Annotated in this window: 22 protein-coding genes; 15 read left to right on the top strand and 7 right to left on the bottom strand. The window is 50.1% G+C overall.

The genetic code is table 11. The features are described 5' to 3' along the window. Positions 1–17 precede the first annotated feature (17 nt). Complete coding sequence (gene nadK / locus LC431_RS20910; RefSeq protein ID WP_013576733.1) at positions 18–896, bottom strand: NAD(+) kinase; 879 nt, start codon at positions 894–896, stop codon at positions 18–20. A 137-nt stretch (positions 897–1,033) separates the two neighbouring features. Between nadK and grpE the strand changes: the two genes are divergently transcribed. Continuing rightward, positions 1,034–1,621, top strand: coding sequence for a nucleotide exchange factor GrpE (gene grpE / locus LC431_RS20905; RefSeq protein WP_013576732.1), 588 nt, complete (start codon positions 1,034–1,036; stop codon positions 1,619–1,621). 60 nt (positions 1,622–1,681) lie between these two features. On the opposite strand, the gene ung is transcribed toward grpE, so the two are convergent. Beyond that, positions 1,682–2,362, bottom strand: a complete 681-nt coding sequence (gene ung, locus LC431_RS20900; protein WP_112150831.1) for a uracil-DNA glycosylase — start codon at positions 2,360–2,362, stop codon at positions 1,682–1,684. Between the two features lie 339 nt (positions 2,363–2,701). Here ung and grcA point away from each other — a divergent pair, with 339 nt between their 5' ends. Beyond that, complete coding sequence (grcA, locus tag LC431_RS20895) at positions 2,702–3,085, top strand: autonomous glycyl radical cofactor GrcA (RefSeq protein ID WP_013576730.1); 384 nt, start codon at positions 2,702–2,704, stop codon at positions 3,083–3,085. Positions 3,086–3,177: 92 nt separating this feature from the next. Here the strand turns inward: grcA and srmB are convergent, their stop codons facing one another. After that, positions 3,178–4,506: an ATP-dependent RNA helicase SrmB gene (gene srmB, locus LC431_RS20890; protein ID WP_015698402.1), complete on the bottom strand. Its 1,329-nt coding sequence runs from the start codon at positions 4,504–4,506 to the stop codon at positions 3,178–3,180. A gap of 243 nt (positions 4,507–4,749) precedes the next feature. On the opposite strand from srmB, the gene LC431_RS20885 reads away from it, so the two are divergent. Continuing rightward, positions 4,750–5,409 (top strand): tRNA1(Val) (adenine(37)-N6)-methyltransferase, encoded by a 660-nt coding sequence (locus LC431_RS20885; protein WP_223510307.1) that lies wholly within the window; start codon positions 4,750–4,752, stop codon positions 5,407–5,409. 63 nt (positions 5,410–5,472) lie between these two features. Here LC431_RS20885 and nadB read toward each other — a convergent pair whose 3' ends face one another. Beyond that, the gene (gene nadB, locus LC431_RS20880; protein ID WP_015690322.1) at positions 5,473–7,074 is read right to left on the bottom strand and encodes an L-aspartate oxidase; all 1,602 of its coding nucleotides are present in this window, start codon (positions 7,072–7,074) and stop codon (positions 5,473–5,475) included. A gap of 214 nt (positions 7,075–7,288) precedes the next feature. On the opposite strand from nadB, the gene rpoE reads away from it, so the two are divergent. Genes rpoE through rseC form a run of 4 tightly spaced genes read left to right on the top strand, consistent with a single transcriptional unit; the run spans position 7,289 to position 10,017 of the window. After that, positions 7,289–7,864: an RNA polymerase sigma factor RpoE gene (gene rpoE / locus LC431_RS20875; RefSeq protein WP_013576726.1), complete on the top strand. Its 576-nt coding sequence runs from the start codon at positions 7,289–7,291 to the stop codon at positions 7,862–7,864. Positions 7,865–7,894: 30 nt separating this feature from the next. Further along, the gene (gene rseA / locus LC431_RS20870) at positions 7,895–8,542 is read left to right on the top strand and encodes an anti-sigma-E factor RseA (RefSeq protein WP_013576725.1); all 648 of its coding nucleotides are present in this window, start codon (positions 7,895–7,897) and stop codon (positions 8,540–8,542) included. Continuing rightward, on the top strand, positions 8,542–9,492 hold the full coding sequence (gene rseB, locus LC431_RS20865; protein WP_013576724.1) for a sigma-E factor regulatory protein RseB: 951 nt from the start codon (positions 8,542–8,544) through the stop codon (positions 9,490–9,492). Before rseA ends, rseB begins: the two co-directional genes overlap by 1 nt. Positions 9,493–9,540: 48 nt before the next feature. Next, positions 9,541–10,017, top strand: a complete 477-nt coding sequence (rseC, locus tag LC431_RS20860) for a SoxR-reducing system protein RseC (protein ID WP_013576723.1) — start codon at positions 9,541–9,543, stop codon at positions 10,015–10,017. 60 nt (positions 10,018–10,077) lie between these two features. On the opposite strand, the gene LC431_RS20855 is transcribed toward rseC, so the two are convergent. Continuing rightward, positions 10,078–10,896 carry a hypothetical protein gene (locus LC431_RS20855; RefSeq protein ID WP_112151743.1) on the bottom strand — a complete coding sequence of 273 codons (819 nt, stop codon included), beginning with the start codon at positions 10,894–10,896 and terminating at the stop codon, positions 10,078–10,080. Between the two features lie 424 nt (positions 10,897–11,320). On the opposite strand from LC431_RS20855, the gene lepA reads away from it, so the two are divergent. The 7 genes from lepA to acpS all read left to right on the top strand — a co-directional run bounded on the left by lepA (position 11,321) and on the right by acpS (position 17,884). Beyond that, complete coding sequence (gene lepA, locus LC431_RS20850; protein WP_037036754.1) at positions 11,321–13,120, top strand: translation elongation factor 4; 1,800 nt, start codon at positions 11,321–11,323, stop codon at positions 13,118–13,120. Between the two features lie 28 nt (positions 13,121–13,148). Continuing rightward, entirely contained in the window at positions 13,149–14,126 is a 978-nt protein-coding gene (lepB, locus tag LC431_RS20845) for a signal peptidase I (protein WP_013576720.1), read from the top strand. A gap of 211 nt (positions 14,127–14,337) precedes the next feature. Next, positions 14,338–15,018 carry a ribonuclease III gene (rnc, locus tag LC431_RS20840; protein ID WP_015698392.1) on the top strand — a complete coding sequence of 227 codons (681 nt, stop codon included), beginning with the start codon at positions 14,338–14,340 and terminating at the stop codon, positions 15,016–15,018. Next, the gene (gene era, locus LC431_RS20835; RefSeq protein ID WP_013576718.1) at positions 15,015–15,920 is read left to right on the top strand and encodes a GTPase Era; all 906 of its coding nucleotides are present in this window, start codon (positions 15,015–15,017) and stop codon (positions 15,918–15,920) included. Before rnc ends, era begins: the two co-directional genes overlap by 4 nt. 11 nt (positions 15,921–15,931) lie before the next feature. Further along, a complete protein-coding gene (recO, locus tag LC431_RS20830) occupies positions 15,932–16,669 on the top strand; it encodes a DNA repair protein RecO (RefSeq protein ID WP_013576717.1) in 738 nt (245 codons plus the stop codon). Positions 16,670–16,772: 103 nt separating this feature from the next. Next, on the top strand, positions 16,773–17,504 hold the full coding sequence (gene pdxJ / locus LC431_RS20825; protein ID WP_013576716.1) for a pyridoxine 5'-phosphate synthase: 732 nt from the start codon (positions 16,773–16,775) through the stop codon (positions 17,502–17,504). Continuing rightward, a complete protein-coding gene (acpS, locus tag LC431_RS20820; RefSeq protein ID WP_013576715.1) occupies positions 17,504–17,884 on the top strand; it encodes a holo-ACP synthase in 381 nt (126 codons plus the stop codon). Before pdxJ ends, acpS begins: the two co-directional genes overlap by 1 nt. A gap of 34 nt (positions 17,885–17,918) precedes the next feature. Here acpS and LC431_RS20815 read toward each other — a convergent pair whose 3' ends face one another. Both LC431_RS20815 and LC431_RS20810 read right to left on the bottom strand, forming a co-directional pair. Beyond that, complete coding sequence (locus LC431_RS20815; RefSeq protein ID WP_013576714.1) at positions 17,919–18,173, bottom strand: YfhL family 4Fe-4S dicluster ferredoxin; 255 nt, start codon at positions 18,171–18,173, stop codon at positions 17,919–17,921. Between the two features lie 113 nt (positions 18,174–18,286). After that, a complete protein-coding gene (locus LC431_RS20810; protein WP_037036757.1) occupies positions 18,287–19,135 on the bottom strand; it encodes a MurR/RpiR family transcriptional regulator in 849 nt (282 codons plus the stop codon). A gap of 143 nt (positions 19,136–19,278) precedes the next feature. Between LC431_RS20810 and murQ the strand changes: the two genes are divergently transcribed. After that, a complete protein-coding gene (gene murQ, locus LC431_RS20805; protein ID WP_013576712.1) occupies positions 19,279–20,184 on the top strand; it encodes an N-acetylmuramic acid 6-phosphate etherase in 906 nt (301 codons plus the stop codon). The last annotated feature ends 20 nt before the right edge of the window (positions 20,185–20,204 follow it).

Genomic DNA, 20,204 nt, shown 5'->3' with positions numbered 1-20,204 from the left:
GAATTATTTTTATCAGATCAGAAGAGTTTTTTTGACCATCCAAGTTTTGTGCTTAATGTATTGAAATAACTGTAGTCTTTCGGATGGATCAGATTCAGATGAAACTCACTGCGACGGATAACCACTTCTTCGCCCGGCTGAATCGGCAGAGCGATCTGGCTGTCGCAGCTGATTTCAAGGTCATTGCTCATATGCGAAAACCGCAGACAAATCGTGCTGCTACTGTTGATAACCAGCGGGCGCGCCGAAAGGGTATGTGGGAACATCGGCACCAGTGCGATAGCTTCTAACGTCGGCGTCAGGATCGGACCGCCGCCTGAGAGTGAATATGCGGTAGAACCGGTTGGTGTCGAAATAATCAGACCATCGGAGCGCTGGGAAAAAGCGAATTTGTCATCAATATAGACTTCAAATTCAATCATGTGCGCGACTTTTCCCGGATGAAGGACGACTTCATTGATGGCGGTACTGACGCGACATTGCTGGTCCTTGCAGCGCACCATGGCTTCCAGCAGGAAGCGTTGCTCGCTGATGTATTCACCCTGCAGAACGTCATCGAGTTGCTGCAAAGCGTTATCCGGATCCAGATCGGTAAGAAAGCCAAGATTACCCCGGTTGATGCCGATGACTTTTATGTCATAGCGGGCCAGAACGCGCGCCGCACCCAGCATATTGCCGTCACCGCCGACGACCACGGCTAAATCCGCCAGCTTGCCGATCTCAGCCAGACTGCCCGTTTGTGCGCCTTCCAGGGCTAAATCTTGTGCCACCTGACGTTCGACGATCACCTGATAACCTTTTGAGATTAACCAGTGGTAAAGCATTTCATGGGTGGCAAGTGCGGAAGGATGGCGAGGGTGTCCGACAATCCCAATGCACTCAAATTTTTTATTCATCGCTGTGGTTATCCTCAGCAGGGTGTGATGACTCCTGCATTATGACCGGTTTCATTAAAAACCAAACCTTGAAACCCCGGTTTTGATCCCCATAATAAGCCAACTAGCAAGATTAATGCTAAAACGCGGAGAGATTCATGAGTAGTAAAGAACATAAGACACCTGACGAGCAAGTCTCTGAAGAACTGAATCAGGAACAAGAGCTGCATACGGAAGCGGAAACTCAGGCGGCAGATGTCGTTGACCCGCGCGATGAACGTATTGCTGAACTGGAAGCGCAGCTGAAAGAACTCCAGCAGCGTGAGCGTGACAGCTTGCTGCGTGCGAAAGCGGAAGTGGAAAATATCCGCCGTCGTACCGAGCAGGATATAGAGAAAGCGCATAAATTCGCTCTGGAGAAATTCTCTGGCGAATTGTTGCCGGTAATCGATAATCTGGAACGTGCGCTGGATCTGGCTGATAAATCGAATTCAGAACTGGCGGGTCTGATTGAAGGCGTCGAGCTGACCCTGAAATCCCTGCTGGATGCTGTTCGCAAGTTCGGTATGGAAGTGGTGGCTGATATCCACGTGCCATTCAATCCTGAACTGCACCAGGCGATGACTATGATGGAATCCGACGAGCTGGAACCTAATCACGTAATGATGGTGATGCAGAAGGGTTATACGCTGAACGGCCGTCTTTTGCGCCCGGCAATGGTTGCGGTTTCTAAAGCCAAAGCCTGATTCTGTTTTAAGCAGACTGACATAATGGAAGAGGCACCTTTGCGGGTGCCTCTTTTTTTGTTATTCCGGCAATCTGGGCACCCAGTCAATTGGTGCCAGACATTGCTGCACCAGTAAGGCATTCGCCTGCGAGAAGTGCTTACACCCCAGGAAACCCCGGTGGGCAGAAAGCGGAGAAGGGTGCGGTGCTTTCAATACATGATGACGATTGCGATCGATAATATTGCCTTTTTTCTGCGCATGGGAACCCCAGAGTAAAAAGACGATCCCATCACGATTTTCATTCAACGCTGCGATGACCTTATCAGTGAACGTTTCCCAGCCCAGTTTGGCATGTGAATGCGCCTGACCACCTTCGACAGTCAGCACGGTATTGAGCAACAGGACGCCCTGATCTGCCCAGCTCTGCAAATAGCCGTGAGTGGGTCGTTCGAAGCCTGGAATATCGGTGGCCAGCTCTTTATACATATTCACTAATGAAGGTGGTGCCGGAATGCCCGGGCGAACAGAGAACGATAAACCATGAGCCTGATTGGGACCATGATAAGGGTCCTGCCCCAAAATCACGACTTTGACGTCTGCCAGTTCGGTAGAGCGGAATGCATTAAACACATCCTGTTGCGGCGGATAAATCGTTTTGCCCGCAGCGCGTTCAGCCGCGACAAACTTCAGTGTATCAACGAAGTAAGGTTGTTCTTTTTCCTGACCAATGACGTCATGCCAGGTGAGAGTGGTGGACATTGACGCTCTCCTTTTGATGATAATTTTAAACTGGCAGTAGCTTACCTGCTCATTCCGATGAGTTAAACCCGCACGCGCTTTTGCTGATGTTTATCTGCGACTTAACGTTCTATGCAAAAATTGTTGATAATTTACAAAAATAATTTAATCCAGTGCCTTGGAAAAATTGATATAAAACATAAATATGCTGAGGGTAAGAAATGCCCACAAGGAAAAGATTGATATTTATCAAAGAATGCGGGGTGTTCTGCTGTTATATCTGACAACAGGAAAACAGGTTGTCGTTCACACCTTACACCAATCAATTAACAGTATCGTAGCCAACAATGGAGGCAACATATGATCACCGGGATCCAAATTACTAAAAGCAACAACGAAGCGCTGAAAAACTCTTTCTGGCTGCTGGATGATGAAAAAGCGGAAGCGCGCTGCGTATGTGCAAAAGCGGGTTTTGCGGAAGACCAGATCGTTGCTGTCAGCGAGCTTGGCCAGTTTGAATACCGTGAAGTACCAATGGAAATTCAACCGACTGTACGTGTGGAAGGGGGTCAGCACCTGAACGTTAACGTATTGCGCCGTGAAACTCTGGAAGATGCGGTTAAGCATCCTGAAAAATACCCGCAGCTGACCATTCGTGTGTCTGGTTATGCGGTGCGCTTTAACTCACTGACTGCTGAGCAGCAGCGTGACGTGATTACCCGTACTTTCACCGAAAGTCTGTAATCGCTTCCGAGCTTTTAAGATTCCAGCAGTTTCATGGATATAAAAAAACCGCCTTCAGGGCGGTTTTTCTTTGCACCAAATCAGGCTGATGTTTATTTAGCAGCGTCTTTTACAGCGTCAGGTTTAACACGGCGTTTGCCGACGTTTTTGCTGTCACGATGGCGAACTTTAACTTTCACCTTCGATTTTTCCTGATCCGCTTTCTGCTTCTCTTTGCGTTTCGCCAGCACTTTCTTCGACGGCTTACCGGTGACTTTCTCGCTCGGTGCTTTCGTTTTTGGACGGAACTCGTCCAGTACGCGTGCTTTCAACGGCTCGTTAAGGTAACGGCCGATCTTACCGAGCAGCAGATGGTCATGCGCTTCCACGAAAGAAATCGCGGTCCCTTTACGACCAGCACGGCCGGTACGGCCGATACGGTGCAGATAGATATCAGCGGTCAGCGGCAGGTCAAAGTTGAAGACATGGCTGATGTCGTTGATATCCAGGCCACGGGCAGCAATGTCGGTCGCAACGAGGACGTTAACGCGGTCTTCAACCATACGTTTGACGGCTTCGGTACGTTTCACCTGCACCATTTCGCCTTCAAGATAACAGGAGTTAATCCCTGCTTCGCGCAACCACGCAACCAGCTCATGCACACGCTCGCGTTTACGCACAAAGATCACGGATTTAGTGACATCTTCCTGTTTCAGCAAATGGATGAGCATCCGGGTTTTATGCGCCAGATCGTCGGCACGATAATACCATTGCAGGATTTTTTTGCGTTCGCGGCGTGACGGGTCAGCTTCGATTTCCACCGGCTCAGTCAGGATGCGTTCTGCGAATTCACGGATGGCTTCCCCTTCCAGCGTTGCGGAGAACAGCAACGTCTGTTTGCGCCAGCGTGCTTCGGCGGAAATCGTTTCGATGTCCTGAGCAAAACCCATGTCCAGCATGCGGTCGGCTTCGTCGAGGATCAGCGTTTCGATTGCGCGGCAGTCAAAGTTTTCTTCTTTAATGTATTGCAGCAAACGACCGGTGGTCGCAACAACGATGTCCTGGTTTTCGCTGAACACTTCGGCGTGGTTCATATAAGCCACACCGCCGGTGATGGTGGCGATATCCAGTTCGGTATGTTTGGCTAACTCACGCGCCTGCTCAGCAACCTGCATAGCAAGTTCACGGGTTGGCGTGAGGATCAGAATTCGTGGCGGACCAGATTTCTTACGCGGGAAATCCAGCAAATGCTGCAATGCAGGCAGCAGGAATGCCGCTGTTTTGCCGGTGCCGGTAGGAGCCGAACCCAACACATCGCGTCCGTCCATTGCTGGCGGAATGGCCTCTGCCTGAATGACAGTAGGACGGCTATAGCCTTTGTCGCCAAGGGCTTCAATCAGGCGTTCATCGAGTTCGAGTTCGGAAAAAGTGGTTACAGTCATGGTCTACCTCTACTTGGGGCGCCGATTATAGACGTGTTAGACGCGATCTTCACCTATTTAAGCGGTTTGCGTGGCTTTTACTCTGCTTCTCTTTGCCCTATGCTACGACAGTTTTCGTTTACAGGCCTGTTGGCTGGCGTAATTACGGTGAAATTAGTGACAAAAGTAGTCAGTTCTGCAAACCCTTTACGGCGTAATGGATTTACCTTTAAGCAGTTTTTCGTTGCACATGACCGATGCGCGATGAAAGTCGGTACCGATGGTGTCCTGCTCGGTGCCACGGCGCCGGTTAGCCATGCACGACGTGTTCTTGATATTGGCTGCGGCAGCGGCCTGATTGCCATGATGCTGGCGCAACGCAGTAATGCTCAAACTGTTATTGATGCCGTCGAACTCGAACCTTCCGCAGCGGCGCAGGCTGAGGAGAATTTCCGCAACTCAGTTTGGGCGCAAAGGCTGGCGGTGTATGCGCAGGACATTAATGTTTATGCCGGCGAACATCAGGCTGAATACGATCTGATTGTGAGTAATCCGCCTTACTTTGAATCGGCTGTTGCCTGTCGCGATGAAGCCCGAAATGCCGCCCGTTACACCGAAACTCTGACGCACGATGCATTGCTTGAATGCGCAAATAAGCTGCTTACGCCAGAGGGATTGTTTAGTGTTGTTTTGCCGTACGACATCGGGCTGGCGTTTGAAACTCTGGCTCATCGAAAAGGCTGGTTCAGTGCACGGCGGATGGCCGTACGCGACCGACCGGGAAAACCGCTTAACCGGCTAGTGCTGACCTTATCAAGGCAATCAGTTGAAAGGGTTGACGAGGAACTGGCACTGCGGAAATCGGAAGGCGTTTACAGCGAAGCATTCTGTGCGCTGATTACTGATTTTTATCTGAATTATTAGCGGATGGCTGGGCTTTCAAAAAGTGCGTTCCTTCGCACTTTCCCGATACCATTGCTGCAAATATTACGGCTGCAAAATGGTCGGCTGCGGATTTTCCTGTAGATCAGGATAGTCCAGCGTGAAATGCAGTCCTCGACTCTCTTTGCGTTCCAGGGCACTGCGGACGATCAACTCGGCAACCAGCACCAGATTTCTCAATTCCAGCAAATTATTGGAAATACGGAAGTTGGCATAATACTCGTCAATTTCCTGTTGCAGCGTCATGATGCGGCGCAACGCACGCTCAAGACGTTTTGTCGTGCGTACAATCCCTACGTAATCCCACATAAACAGCCGCAATTCATGCCAGTTATGCTGAATGACCACCTGCTCATCGGAATTATCCACCCGGCTTTCATCCCATTGCGGAATATTTGTCGCCAGTTTTGCATGCGGCAGACGTTTAATTATATCTTCTGCTGCCGACCAGCCATAAACCACGCATTCCAGCAGTGAGTTAGAGGCCAGACGGTTAGCGCCATGCAGGCCGGTATAACTGACTTCGCCAATCGCATACAAACCATCGAGATCGGTGCGCCCGTGCTGATCAACCATTACGCCACCGCAGGTGTAATGCGCAGCCGGAACAATCGGGATCGCCTCTTTGGTCAGATCAATACCCAGTGATTGCAGCTTTTCATCAATCATCGGGAAATGATGCTTAATGAATTCCGGCGGGCGATGGCTGATATCGAGATACATGCAGTCGGCGCCAAGACGCTTCATTTCATGGTCGATGGCCCGTGCCACCACATCGCGCGGTGCCAGTTCTCCTCGTTCATCGAAATCCGGCATAAAACGGGTGCCATCCGGGCGTTTGAGCAAGGCACCTTCGCCGCGCAGTGCTTCCGTCAGCAGAAAGTTACGTGCCTGAGGGTGATAGAGGCACGTCGGGTGAAACTGGTTGAATTCAAGATTGGCAACACGGCAGCCTGCACGCCACGCCATGGCGACGCCATCGCCGGAAGAGATATCCGGATTGGTCGTGTACTGATAGACCTTGGCTGCGCCCCCCGTGGCCAGTACAACGGCCTTGGCACGGAGCGTTTCAACGTGCTCTTTATCGCGGTTCCAGACATACGCGCCAACGACGCGTTGTGTCCCCGGCAATCCAAGCTTGCTTGAGGTAATTAAATCAACGGCATTATAGCGTTCTTTCACGCAAATATTGGCGTGTGCCCTTGCTTTCCCAACCAGCGTAGTCTCTACTTCTTTACCTGTAGCATCAGCAGCATGCAGGATCCTACGGTGGCTGTGGCCGCCTTCACGTGTCAGATGATAACGTTCTTCTGAGCTTGTGTTGGTTTCGGTATCAAACAGTACGCCCTGGTCGATCAACCACTGGACACAATGACGTGCGTTGCTCGCGATAAATTCAACAGCTTCTTTATCGCATAAGCCCGCACCGGCAATTAATGTGTCATCAACATGTGAGGCAATGCTGTCTGCTTCGTCGAAAACGGCGGCAATCCCGCCCTGGGCGTAAAATGTTGAGCCTTCGTTGAGCGGGCCTTTACTGAGAACAGTGACATGACAGTGGTCTGCAAGTCGCAAAGCCAAAGAAAGGCCTGCAGCGCCACTTCCGATTATCAATACATCGCTAACAAATTCAGATGAAGGTTGCATAACGTATGATGTTTGCAGAAGAAGAGGGAAATTCATGTTAGCCTAAACTCCCGTGCAAAAGCCACGGGCTTGAGACTTCAATAGAAAAAACAACGGCGATGTGGAACTTAATGTTTCATGTGAACTCCAAGCAGTACTTGCTCAGGAATATAATGATGAAAGCTGGCAGTACGACTTTAAGCGCGGAGAAGATTTTGGGGAGATTTTACCTCGGATGAGCGAGCAGTTAGCCGATCAGGTTCTGGTTGAGCGGGTCCAGAAGGGTGATCAAAAATCGTTCAATTTACTGGTTATTCGTTACCAGCATAAGGTAGCGAGCCTTGTATCCCGCTATGTGCCACAAGGTGATGTGCCTGATGTGGTTCAGGAATCTTTTATCAAAGCATATCGTGCGCTGGAATCTTTCCGCGGCGACAGTGCTTTTTATACCTGGCTGTATCGTATTGCAGTCAACACAGCGAAAAACTATTTAGTTGCTCAGGGGCGACGCCCGCCATCCAGTGATGTCGACGCGAATGAAGCCGAAAATTTCGAAAGTGGCGGTGCACTGAAAGAAATTTCGAACCCTGAGAACTTGATGTTGTCTGAAGAGTTACGGAAGATTGTTTTCCGTACTATTGAAGCACTTCCTGAAGATCTTCGTATGGCGATTACCTTGAGGGAGTTGGATGGATTGAGCTACGAAGAAATAGCCGCCATCATGGATTGTCCGGTGGGTACGGTGAGATCCCGTATATTCCGTGCCCGGGAAGCAATTGATAACAAAGTTCAACCGCTCATCCAGCGTTAGAGATGACGGACACAGGAAGGATACTTAGGCATGCAGAAAGAAAAGCTTTCCGCTCTGATGGATGGTGAAGCCATTGATACCGAACTGTTAAGTTCGTTATCAACAGATACCAGGCTTCAGCAAGACTGGCAGAGTTATCATTTGATCCGCGATACCTTACGTGGTGATATTGGGAACGTTGTGCATCTGGATATCGCAGACCGTGTGGCCGCAGCGCTGGCTAATGAGCCGGTAAAACTGGTGCCGGGTTCAGCAACCGAATCACAACCTCAGCCTCATACCTGGCAAAAAATGCCATTCTGGCAGAAGGTGCGCCCTTGGGCGAGTCAGTTGACTCAGGTCGGCGTGGCTGCTTGTGTATCACTTGCTGTGATTGTTGGCGTTCAGCATTATAACCAGCCTGACGCATCGGGTGCTTCTCCGGAAACCCCAGCGTTCAATACGTTGCCTATGATGGGTAAAGCCTCCCCGGTGAGCTTCGGCGTGCCAAATGAAGGCAATACCACCAGCGGGCAACAGAATGTTCAGGAGCAACGTAAGCGCATTAATGCGATGTTGCAGGATTACGAATTGCAGCGTCGCTTGCATTCAGAGCAGCTTCAACTCGAACCAGTTACTCCTCAGCAAGCCGCTGTTCAGGTCCCAGGAACTCAGTCTTTAGGAACGCAAACGCAGTAATGAAGCAAATTTGGTTTGCCGTTTGTTTAGCTGCGGGCAGCCTGCTTACTCCAAGTATCGCCTCGGCAGATTCTTCTTCCGAGGCGTTACTGCAAGAGATGGGCAAAGCTTCCCAGACGCTGAATTATGAAATGGGTTTTATCAACATTACGAAGCAAGGGATTGATTCCTTTCGCTATCGTCATGCTGTCTCTCATCAAACTTCCCTCGCTCAACTGGTTCTGATGGATGGTCCGCGCCGTGAAATTGTCCAGCGTGGAAAAGACGTCAGCTACTTTGAGACCGGTTTACAGCCCTTTACGTTGGATGGCGATCATATCGTTGATTCCCTGCCTTCCATCGTGTTCAGCGATTTTTCTCTTCTGACCAAATACTACGATTTTATCGCCGTAGGCCGCGCACGCACAGCGGATCGCCTGAGTCAGGTGATCAGAGTTGTATCCCGCGATGGTACCCGATTCAGTTATGTCATATGGATCGATGAGCAGACGAAATTGCCGATGCGTGTCGATTTACTGGATCGTGACGGTGAAACGCTTGAGCAGTTCCGTGTGATCAGTTTTGATGAGGGAGAACAAGTTGTTGGAACGCTTTCTGATCTCGAAAAAGCCAGTTTACCGCCTGTGCTGTCTTTACCTGCGTCTGAGCAGGTGAAGTTTGACTGGCAAATAAAATGGCTGCCGGCTGGCGTGACAGAGGTGGCAAGTAGCCGCCGAAACTTGCCCAATATGCCCGTATCGATAGAATCGCGGCTGTACACTGACGGATTGTTCAGTTTCTCTGTCAATGTCAGTGCAACAACTAATGGCCCTTCTGAGCAGTTGATCAGGCAAGGGCGCAGAACTGTGCAGACTGAAATACGCAATGGCAATGAAATTACGGTCGTCGGTGAGCTTCCTCCTTCGACTGCCAAACGTGTTGCCGATAGCATCGTTTTCTCAGAAAAGTAGCTTTTAATCAGAAAAACTGCCTTCGCAATAGAAATACAGGGTGATTACATGATGAAAGAATGGGCCACGGTGGTGTCGTGGAAAGACGGTATTGCGACGTTGCGTTGTGAAACACAGGCGGGTTGCAGTAGTTGCCATTCACGTTCAGGGTGTGGCGCTCGCGTATTGAATGAGTTAGGGCCGCAGACTGAACATAATCTTCAGGTCAGCGTTAACGAGCCTCTTGCACCTGGTCAGAAAGTTGAACTGGGGATACCGGAAGGAAGCCTGTTGCGCTCGGCGTTGCTGGTTTATATGACGCCGCTCTTTGGTGTGATTGCGGGTGGTGGTGCGTTGCAGGCCTTGCTGAAAGCAGATGTATACGCGGTTATTGGTGCGGTGTTGGGTGGTGGATTAGGTTTCCTGATTGCTAAAGCACTGGCTGCGAAAGTCGATGGAAAAGCAGGTTACCAGCCAGTCATCTTGCAGGTGGGTTTGCCTCCTGATGCTTTCCGTTATTCGGTTGACAGCAAACTCCCTTCTTAACTTTCTGCATCCTACAGTGCTTAAAAATGCCACAGTGTTCGCTAACCCTGTGGCATTTTTTTAGTTTCTGACCGGTATACGGTTTTGGATCATATGCTCGATCAATGCGATGAAAAGATCTGCGCTAGAAAGCGATGTATACTCTACAGAGAAAAGGATGCGGCCGTGTTTATCGAGCAGACGTATTAACGGGCTGTTGCTGCCGCCACTGATAAACTGAATATCCTCAACAGGCACTATTTTCCCTTCGTCGGTGGTTAACATCAACGCGCTCAGATGTATCTTTTTTTCGTTCAGCGCCAGAAGGTTAGCGCCGATAAATCTTTTCCACCCGCAATGTGGATTCACCAGATATGTAAAAAGAATATCTCCCCCCTGAGCCAGCCTGTTTAGGGCCCATGGGCCGCGATACATCAGGTGTTCGTTTTTAATGACTTCAATTAATCTTTCAGAATTGGCAATGTTTGGCGTAATACGATGCCAGGTTTTGCTATTTCCCTCACGGAAGATCATCGTATTTAAAATACGACGGGTGTATTTTCCGGTTCTGAATCGATATATATCCATGATGCGGTCAAAAGGAATAAAACGATTTTTTTTATCCGTTTGGCTTATAACTAAAATTCCATTTTCATGAAGCTGATAGAATTGATTGGGTCGTATCAGACGTCGCAGCAGAATGAGCACCACCCCCAGGGCAATACTGAGCAGAGCGGACAAAATTACGGTATGCAGCCCCTCAGCGGTGTGGCCAAAGGCCAGCAAAAATGCAATTTGCACTGCGCCGCCGATCAACAACAACACAGACAGGACCAGAGTGATCCAAGAGTTGGCTTTGGCAAAGCCATGCTGACTGAGCAGCCGCCCTTCATTGATCATATTGATAACCTTGTGACCGGATTGAATTAAAAATAAAAAAGATATTTGTGGAAGAAGTTGAATGAGAACTTTATGAGTTAGAAATTATGTAATTTCTTTTATAACAATATATTAAGTTTCAATACGCGTTTCTGTATATGGGGATTTTCCTAAAACCAAAAGGCAGGAAGCCCATACATGGAATACCGGACTGAGACAAACCTAGGAAGCACACAGACGCTCCGGTAATGAAAACAAATGAAAATGTGGGGATTTCATCCTGAGAAAGCTCGCATAATCTGGAGTTAGGGTGTGCGGAGACTAGGTTTTCATGGTGCTGGCATGTAGAATGCTGCGACTTAGGCGAAAGACAGCCAACCTACAAACCGTCGCTGTATGTTCATGGCGAATGATTCAGAAATACCAAGGTAGAAAAACTTTTATAATGAAGCATATACGAAATTTCTCCATTATTGCCCACATTGACCACGGTAAGTCGACGCTGTCAGACCGTATTATTCAAATTTGCGGTGGCTTAGCCGACCGTGAAATGGAAGCGCAGGTCCTCGACTCAATGGATCTTGAGCGTGAACGCGGCATCACCATCAAAGCGCAAAGCGTGACGCTCGACTACAAAGCAAAAGATGGTCAGGTTTATCACCTGAACTTTATCGACACGCCGGGGCACGTTGACTTTTCCTATGAAGTATCCCGCTCTCTCGCTGCCTGCGAAGGCGCATTATTAGTGGTGGATGCTGGTCAGGGTGTTGAAGCCCAGACGCTGGCAAACTGCTATACCGCGATGGAAATGGATCTGGAGGTCGTGCCGGTTCTGAACAAAATCGACTTACCGGCCGCCGATCCTGATCGTGCAGCGCAGGAAATCGAAGACATCGTGGGTATCGATGCCACGGATGCTGTTCGTTGTTCCGCGAAAACCGGTGTCGGTGTGCCAGAAGTGCTGGAGCGTCTGGTGCGTGATGTACCACCGCCGGAAGGTGATCCTGAGGCGCCACTTCAGGCGTTGATCATCGATTCATGGTTCGATAACTATCTCGGCGTTGTTTCTCTGGTGCGTATCAAAAATGGCACCATGAGAAAGGGCGACAAAATTAAAGTGATGAGTACCGGGCAGGTTTATAACGCCGATCGCCTGGGTATTTTCACGCCTAAGCGTGTCGATAAAGACATTCTGAACTGCGGTGAGGTCGGCTGGCTGGTATGCGCGATTAAAGATATCCTCGGCGCACCAGTGGGGGACACCCTGACTCTGGCTCGTCAGCCTGCTGACAAAGCGCTGCCGGGTTTCAAGAAAGTGAAACCTCAGGTTTACGCTGGCCTGTTCCCGGTCAGCTCCGATGATTATGAAAACTTCCGTGATGCGTTAGGCAAGCTTAGCCTTAACGATGCATCCCTGTTCTACGAACCAGAAAGTTCTACCGCGCTGGGCTTCGGTTTCCGTTGTGGCTTCCTGGGGCTGCTGCACATGGAAATCATTCAGGAACGTCTGGAACGTGAATACGATCTGGATCTGATCACCACAGCGCCGACAGTAGTTTATGAAGTTCTGACGACCGGCAATGAAACTGTCTATGTAGACAGTCCGTCTAAACTGCCTGCCCTGAATAACATTCTGGAACTGCGTGAGCCTATCGCTGAGTGTCACATGCTGATGCCACAGGAATATCTGGGTAGCGTGATTACTTTGTGTATTGAGAAACGTGGTGTCCAGACCAACATGGTTTACCACGGTAATCAGGTCGCACTGACTTATGAAATCCCGATGGCGGAAGTGGTACTCGATTTCTTCGACCGTCTGAAGTCAACGTCACGCGGTTATGCGTCGCTTGATTACAATTTCAAACGTTTTCAGACTTCTGACATGGTACGTGTTGATGTTCTAATCAACGGCGACCGTGTGGATGCACTGGCGCTGATCACTCACCGTGGTAATTCCCAGTTCCGTGGACGCCAGCTGGTTGAGAAGATGCAGGAACTGATCCCGCGTCAGCAGTTCGATATTGCTATCCAGGCGGCGATTGGTGCTCACATCATTGCCCGTTCAACCGTGAAGCAATTACGTAAAAACGTTCTCGCCAAATGTTATGGCGGCGACGTCAGCCGTAAGAAGAAACTCTTGCAGAAACAGAAAGATGGTAAGAAACGCATGAAACAAGTGGGTAATGTTGAGTTACCACAAGAAGCGTTCCTGGCCATTCTTCACGTGGGCAAAGACAGCAAGTAAATCCTTTATTGAGTCGTAGGGAGTATGCATGGCTAACATGTTTGCCCTGATTCTGGCGGTTGCAACGCTGGTGTCAGGGATTATCTGGTGCCTTGATCGTTTCAAGCTGGCACCCGCACGCCGGGCTAAAGTTGCTAAAATTAAGGCTGAAACGGGTGGTGCTGTTGACGATTCAACGCTGAACAAAGTGGCGAAGCAACCGGGCTGGGTGGAAACCTGTGCTTCGGTATTCCCTGTCTTGTTAGTTGTGTTTGTGGTGCGTTCATTTATTTATGAACCTTTCCAGATCCCGTCTGGCTCGATGATGCCGACGCTGCTTATTGGTGATTTCATCGTGGTTGAGAAATATGCCTACGGCCTGAAAGATCCCATTACTCAAACCAAGCTGATCTCAACCGGTGAACCGAAACGTGGTGATGTGGTGGTATTTAAATATCCGCAAAACCCGAGCGTGGACTATATTAAACGCCTGGTAGGCTTGCCCGGTGACCGGGTGACTTACGATCCGTTCAGCAAGCAGGTGACCGTGCAGCCTGCTTGCGAAACGGGCAAAAATTGCAGCACCGCGCTGGCTGTGACATATGATTCCGGTGTTGCCAGTGATTTCGTGCAGACTTTTGGTCAGTCTTCGGGCGGCGAAGCGAGCAGTGGTTTCTTTGAAACGCCGCCGTCCGCTAACGTGCCGCAAGACGGTATCCGTCTTGTACAGCGCAATGAAACGCTGGGCAATGTGACGCATCGTATTCTGACCGTGCCAGGTGCACGTGACCAACTGGGGGCTTATTATCAGCAACCGGGTCAGCCACTGGGGACATGGGTGGTGCCGGCTGGCCATTATTTCATGATGGGTGATAACCGTGATAATAGCGCTGACAGCCGTTATTGGGGTTTTGTGCCGGAACAGAATTTAGTGGGTAGAGCTTCTGCAATTTGGATGAGCTTTAAAAAACAGGAAGGCGAATGGCCTACCGGTGTTCGTTTAAGCCGTATTGGTGGAATTCATTAATTTAATGATGCCTATTAGCGCAGCATTATATTTCCACTCGTTGTAGAATATCCTTTCGGGCGATAAAAGTTGGCTCCCCTGATTTTAAATTTTAATTTAAGACGAACAGAGGGAGCCACTGCAAACGAAACAGCTTTGGATTGGCTTAGGGCGAAGCAGGCCTGTTCCGTATGCTGAAGTTTTTGACGCATTCTTAGTCTATTGGTAACTCATGAATCCCATCGTAATAAACAGGCTTCAGCGGAAGCTGGGCTACACTTTTCAACAGCAGGAGCTTTTATTGCAGGCACTGACTCACCGCAGCGCAAGCAGTAAACACAATGAGCGTTTAGAGTTCCTGGGTGACTCAATTCTTAGTTATGTCATTGCTAACGCGCTGTATCATCGTTTTCCTCGCGTAGACGAGGGCGATATGAGTCGCATGCGTGCCACGTTAGTACGTGGAAATACGCTGGCGGAAATGGCGCGTGAATTCGATCTCGGCGAATGCTTACGCTTAGGGCCGGGCGAATTGAAAAGTGGTGGTTTCCGCCGCGAGTCGATTCTTGCGGATACGGTGGAGGCACTCATTGGCGGCGTGTTTCTGGACAGTGATATCCAGACCGTCGAAAAGCTGATTCTCGATTGGTACCGTAGTCGTTTAGACGAAATCAGTCCCGGTGATAAGCAGAAAGACCCAAAAACCCGTTTACAGGAGTTTTTGCAAGGTCGCCATCTGCCGTTGCCTTCTTATCTGGTTGTGCAGGTTCGCGGTGAAGCGCACGATCAGGAGTTTACCATCCACTGCCAGGTCAGTGGCTTGAGCCAGCCGGTTGTAGGAACCGGTTCAAGTCGCCGTAAAGCCGAGCAGGCGGCAGCGGAACAAGCGCTGATACAGCTGGAGCTTGAATGAGCGAAGAAAAGAATTACTGTGGTTTTGTTGCAATCGTAGGCCGTCCTAACGTCGGCAAATCTACCTTGCTGAATGAATTATTGGGGCAAAAAATCTCCATTACTTCCCGCAAACCGCAAACCACGCGTCACCGTATCATGGGTATCCATACCGAAGGGCCTTATCAGGCCATTTACGTGGATACCCCGGGGCTGCATATTGAAGAAAAACGGGCCATCAACCGTCTGATGAACCGTGCTGCAAGCAGCTCAATCGGTGATGTTGAACTGGTGATCTTCGTTGTTGAAGGCACTCACTGGACTCCGGATGACGAAATGGTGGTTAACAAACTACGTGATTTGAAATCACCGGTTCTGCTGGCGATCAACAAGATTGATAACGTCACCGACAAATCTAAGCTGTTGCCACATTTGCAATTCCTTAGTGAGCAGATGAACTTCGTCGATATCGTGCCTATCTCTGCAGAGAAAGGAACGAATGTTGATACTATCGCGGCTCTGGTGCGTAAACGTCTGCCGGAAGCGGTTCATCACTTCCCGGAAGATTACATTACTGACCGTTCACAGCGCTTTATGGCTTCTGAAATCATCCGTGAAAAACTGATGCGTTTCCTGGGCGAAGAGCTGCCGTATTCTGTGACCGTTGAAATCGAACGCTTTGTCAGCAATGAACGGGGTGGGTACGACATCAATGGCCTGATTCTGGTAGAACGTGAAGGCCAGAAAAAAATGGTTATCGGCAATAAAGGCTCTAAAATCAAGACGATTGGCATTGAAGCCCGCCATGACATGGAAAACATGTTTGAAGCGAAAGTCCATCTTGAGTTGTGGGTTAAGGTCAAATCCGGCTGGGCAGACGACGAACGTGCGTTGCGCAGTCTGGGTTATGTAGACGACTTATAAGGTCCGCGCCTATGGAAGGCTGGCAACGCGCATTTGTTTTGCATGGGCGACCTTACAGTGAAACCAGCTTAATGCTGGATCTGTTCACTGAGGGACAAGGGCGGGTTCGCATACTGGCTAAAGGTGCGCGTGGTCGCCGGTCCAATTTAAAAGGCTGCCTGCAGCCTTTTACGCCTTTACTGGTTCGCTGGAGCGGGCGGGGCGAGGTGAAAACCTTGCGTAATGCTGAACCGGTCTCCCTGGCACTTCCCCTTTCTGGTCTGATGCTTTACAGCGGTCTGTACGTCAATGAACTCGTTTCTCGGGTGCTTGAGCAGGAAGCTAATTACTCTTCGTTGTTCTTCGATTATCTCAATTGTCTGCAAAATCTCGCCAGTGCCAGCGGTTCTCCTGAGTATGCGTTGCGTCAGTTCGAACTCTCTCTTTTACATCATCTGGGTTACGGCGTGGATTTCCTGCATTGCGCAGGCAGCGGTGAAGAAGTCAGTGACACCATGACGTACCGTTACCGTGAAGAAAAAGGTTTTATCGCCAGTCTGGTGATTGATAATTCCAGTTTCACCGGCAGAGATTTGAAAGCACTGGCCAGCCGTGAATTCCCGGATGTCTCAACGCTGCGGGCTGCCAAGCGTTTTACCCGTATGGCGCTGAAACCCTATCTTGGCGGCAAACCCCTGAAAAGCCGCGAGCTCTTCCGCCAGTTTCAGGTCAAAAAACCTGTCTCACCTTCTGACAATTCTTCCAGCTAATTCGGACTCCGGGCTACACGCCGCCACTCTCAAGGGTGTAAACTGCAGAAATTAGCTTTTTGTTCCATTCATAAATCAATTCATTCTTAAATCTGGAGCTGTTATGGCTGAGTTGCTGTTGGGCGTTAATATTGATCACATTGCGACACTGCGTAATGCACGCGGTACGGCTTACCCTGATCCGGTTCAGGCGGCATTTATCGCTGAGCAGGCTGGTGCTGATGGGATCACCGTCCACCTGCGTGAAGATCGCCGTCATATCACCGATCGCGACGTACGCCTCCTGCGTCAGACTATCCAAACCCGCATGAACCTCGAAATGGCTGTCACCGATGAAATGGTCGGTATTGCCTGTGAAGTTTTACCGCATTTCTGCTGTCTGGTGCCGGAAAAACGCGAAGAAGTGACGACCGAAGGGGGGCTGGATGTGGCTGGTCAGTTGGATAAAATGACCGTTGCAGTCAGCCGTCTCAGCGAAGCGGGCATACTGGTTTCCCTGTTTATCGACCCGGATATGCGCCAGATTGATGCTGCTGTTGCTGTGGGGGCGCCTTATATCGAAATTCATACCGGTGCTTATGCTGAAGCGAAAACTGACCTTGAACGTCAGGCCGAGCTGGAGCGCATTAAACAGGGCGCGGCATATGCAGCCGGTAAAGGTCTGAAAGTGAATGCCGGCCACGGTCTGACATACCACAACGTGCAGCCGATCGCCGCATTGCCTGAAATGCATGAGCTGAATATCGGCCATGCGATTATCGGTCAGGCTGTTATCGACGGATTATCTTGTGCAGTACGTGAAATGAAAAACCTGATGCGGGAAGCGCGCCGGTAATGAGTATTTTAGGTTTAGGTACGGATATCGTTGAAATTTCCCGTATCGAAGCGGTGATTGAACGCAGTGGCGACCGTCTGGCGAAGCGTATTTTGTGCGCGAATGAATGGGCGGTTTATGAGCAACATCAGCAACCGGTCCGATTTCTGGCGAAGCGGTTTGCTGTCAAGGAAGCCGCGGCTAAAGCGCTGGGAACCGGTATCCGCAACGGTCTGGCGTTTGAGCAATTTGAAGTCGTCAATGATGTGCTGGGGAAACCAGGTCTGGTTTTCCATGCCCGCGCGGCGGAAATGGCGGCCGAGATGGGTGTGAAATCGGTTCATGTTACCCTGGCGGATGAAAGGCGTTATGCCTGTGCCACTGTAATCATAGAAAACTAATACTACTTATTTTTGGCATTGCATCACGGCATGATTACAGCGTGTGATGCAATGCCACAAATTTATCCCAAAGCTGTTCGTTGGTTTCGGTGTGTTGCGGATTGATGATGATGGTATTGTCGATCGGGCAGACGCTCTGACAGGTTGGTTTATCATAATGTCCGACGCATTCCGTACACCGATCGCTGTCAATTTCGTAAATCTCATTGCCCATCGAGATCGCCTGATTCGGGCACTCCGGTTCGCACATATCGCAATTAATGCATTTGTGTGTGATCAGCAGGGCCATGACGTTTTCTCTTATGTTCAATAAACAGGTCAATAATCAGGGCGCGCAGTATAGCAGAATTGCGCTGGTGTAGGTTCTGCATTCATGCCTTTCCACGCCCCCAATGATCCTGATCAAATCAGCTTTTTCACCAGTTCTTCGCTGTGGCGGATCCTCTCCGGCGCGTGCGCTGTATCCTGTTGAACCAGCGCGACAAACAGCAAATCAGTCAGGGAATATTGCGCCGTGGTGGCCGAGAGCGCTGCGCCGCGGGTCGCGGGTAATTCTGCCACTGTATACAAACAATGGTCTGCCTGTTGTTGCAGGGTATTAGGTGAAAACCCGGTAATGGCCAGGACCTTTGCACCACTCTCGCGGGCGACTTTTGCCGCGAGATTGATTTCGTTCCGTTCACCGCTGAAGGAAATCGCCAGCAATAAATCTTCTTTCGACAGCGCCTGCACGGTAGCAACCAGGACATGAGTATCGGATTCGGCAATGGCCGTGACCCCGATTTTCAGCAACTTATACGCCAGATCCTTCGCCACTAATCCGGATGCGCCAATACCGCTCAGCACAATTTTTCGGGCACCGGTGAGCATCGACAACGCAATTTGCAGACGCGGTTCGCTGTTAATATCCAGTGTTGCGCGAAGCGCCGACTGTTTCTCTGCCAGTAATTTCTCCCCCACAACATGCAGGCTGTCGGTGCTTAAAATCTGATTATGCACCGTCACCGGCTCACTGTTTTCCGGTGATGCCAGGGATTCACTCATTGCGAGTTTCAGCGCGGGGAAGCCTTTATAGCCAAGTTTTTGGGCAAATTTCACCACGCCAGACTGGCTGACACCCGCTATTTCAGCCAGTTTCTGCGAACTCATATGACGCGCTTTCTCCGGCTGAGCCAGTAGAAAATCAGCCAGTTTTCGGTCATTTTGCGCCAGCGTCGGATAAAGCTGGCGGATACGGATCATACAACTCATGGAGGATTTATCCCGGTGTGTCTGAATACTTGCATCACATTTTACGGATTATGTTATCTAAAATAGCAAATATTCCTCGCATTGATGAATAATATATTCAAATATTGAGTAATAAATTTGAATTAAAAATTCAGGAGAGAAGCATGAACACAGATCTTAATTTAGGGGCACTGGTTTCAGAAAGCCGAAATCCGGATACGATGAATTTAGATGAGATGTCTACGCTGGAACTGGTGGCCTGTTTTAATCAGGAAGACCGCAAAGTGCCGGAAGCCATCAACAAGGTTCTGCCGCAGATTGCCTTGGCTATCGATAAAGCCGCTGCGTCATTTCAGGCTGGCGGGCGTCTGATTTATCTCGGTGCCGGTACCAGTGGCCGCCTCGGCGTTCTTGATGCGTCTGAATGCCCGCCGACGTTTGGCGTTCCGCACGGTATGGTTGTCGGGTTAATTGCCGGTGGGCCGGGCGCGCTGCTTAAAGCGGTGGAAGGGGCGGAAGACAGCGAAGCGCTGGGTGTTGAAGATTTAAAGAATCTGAATCTGAAGGCTCAGGACACCGTTGTCGGATTAGCTGCGAGCGGACGTACGCCTTATGTCATTGGTGCTTTGCGCTATGCCACAGAAATGGGCTGCGCCACAGTAGCGATTTCCTGTAACCCGGATTCTCCGATTGCGCGCGAAGCCAGCATCGCGATTTCTCCGGTTGTAGGGCCGGAAGCGCTGACCGGTTCAACGCGTTTGAAATCCGGCACGGCGCAGAAGCTGGTGCTGAATATGATTTCAACCGGGGCGATGGTCAAAAGTGGCAAGGTTTATCAGAACCTGATGGTCGACGTGAAAGCGACCAACGTCAAACTGGTCGATCGTGCCTGCCGGATCGTTGTCGAGGCCACGGGCGCGGCACGCCATGATGCTGAGCTGGCGCTGTCTCAGACTGATTTTGACGTTAAACCGGCTATTCTCATGCTACTGGCTGGTATTGATGCATCACAGGCGAAAGCACGACTGGTGCAACATAACGGATTCCTGCGCGCCGCACTGGCTGATTAACCTCAAGGAGTTGAGCATGG

The organism is Rahnella sp. GSA61A, assembly GCF_019969905.1.
GTDB classification, from domain to species: Bacteria; Pseudomonadota; Gammaproteobacteria; order Enterobacterales; family Enterobacteriaceae; genus Rahnella; species Rahnella aceris.
Note: the sequence above shows the minus strand (reverse complement) of the source record. Positions and strands in the feature narration are given on the sequence as shown.

Excerpts from the sequence above, each read along its gene's own strand:
- ung (WP_112150831.1), bottom strand. The coding sequence starts at position 2,362 with ATGTCCACCACTCTCACCTGGCATGACGTCATTGGTCAGGAAAAAGAA.
- grpE (WP_013576732.1), top strand. The coding sequence starts at position 1,034 with ATGAGTAGTAAAGAACATAAGACACCTGACGAGCAAGTCTCTGAAGAA.
- lepA (WP_037036754.1), top strand. The coding sequence starts at position 11,321 with ATGAAGCATATACGAAATTTCTCCATTATTGCCCACATTGACCACGGT.
- rseC (WP_013576723.1), top strand. The coding sequence starts at position 9,541 with ATGATGAAAGAATGGGCCACGGTGGTGTCGTGGAAAGACGGTATTGCG.
- LC431_RS20815 (WP_013576714.1), bottom strand. The coding sequence starts at position 18,173 with ATGGCCCTGCTGATCACACACAAATGCATTAATTGCGATATGTGCGAA.
- rseA (WP_013576725.1), top strand. The coding sequence starts at position 7,895 with ATGCAGAAAGAAAAGCTTTCCGCTCTGATGGATGGTGAAGCCATTGAT.
- era (WP_013576718.1), top strand. The coding sequence starts at position 15,015 with ATGAGCGAAGAAAAGAATTACTGTGGTTTTGTTGCAATCGTAGGCCGT.
- rnc (WP_015698392.1), top strand. The coding sequence starts at position 14,338 with ATGAATCCCATCGTAATAAACAGGCTTCAGCGGAAGCTGGGCTACACT.
- murQ (WP_013576712.1), top strand. The coding sequence starts at position 19,279 with ATGAACACAGATCTTAATTTAGGGGCACTGGTTTCAGAAAGCCGAAAT.
- rpoE (WP_013576726.1), top strand. The coding sequence starts at position 7,289 with ATGAGCGAGCAGTTAGCCGATCAGGTTCTGGTTGAGCGGGTCCAGAAG.
- acpS (WP_013576715.1), top strand. The coding sequence starts at position 17,504 with ATGAGTATTTTAGGTTTAGGTACGGATATCGTTGAAATTTCCCGTATC.
- lepB (WP_013576720.1), top strand. The coding sequence starts at position 13,149 with ATGGCTAACATGTTTGCCCTGATTCTGGCGGTTGCAACGCTGGTGTCA.
- srmB (WP_015698402.1), bottom strand. The coding sequence starts at position 4,506 with ATGACTGTAACCACTTTTTCCGAACTCGAACTCGATGAACGCCTGATT.
- nadB (WP_015690322.1), bottom strand. The coding sequence starts at position 7,074 with ATGCAACCTTCATCTGAATTTGTTAGCGATGTATTGATAATCGGAAGT.
- LC431_RS20855 (WP_112151743.1), bottom strand. The coding sequence starts at position 10,896 with ATGATCAATGAAGGGCGGCTGCTCAGTCAGCATGGCTTTGCCAAAGCC.
- grcA (WP_013576730.1), top strand. The coding sequence starts at position 2,702 with ATGATCACCGGGATCCAAATTACTAAAAGCAACAACGAAGCGCTGAAA.
- LC431_RS20810 (WP_037036757.1), bottom strand. The coding sequence starts at position 19,135 with ATGAGTTGTATGATCCGTATCCGCCAGCTTTATCCGACGCTGGCGCAA.
- recO (WP_013576717.1), top strand. The coding sequence starts at position 15,932 with ATGGAAGGCTGGCAACGCGCATTTGTTTTGCATGGGCGACCTTACAGT.
- rseB (WP_013576724.1), top strand. The coding sequence starts at position 8,542 with ATGAAGCAAATTTGGTTTGCCGTTTGTTTAGCTGCGGGCAGCCTGCTT.
- nadK (WP_013576733.1), bottom strand. The coding sequence starts at position 896 with ATGAATAAAAAATTTGAGTGCATTGGGATTGTCGGACACCCTCGCCAT.
- pdxJ (WP_013576716.1), top strand. The coding sequence starts at position 16,773 with ATGGCTGAGTTGCTGTTGGGCGTTAATATTGATCACATTGCGACACTG.
- LC431_RS20885 (WP_223510307.1), top strand. The coding sequence starts at position 4,750 with ATGAAAGTCGGTACCGATGGTGTCCTGCTCGGTGCCACGGCGCCGGTT.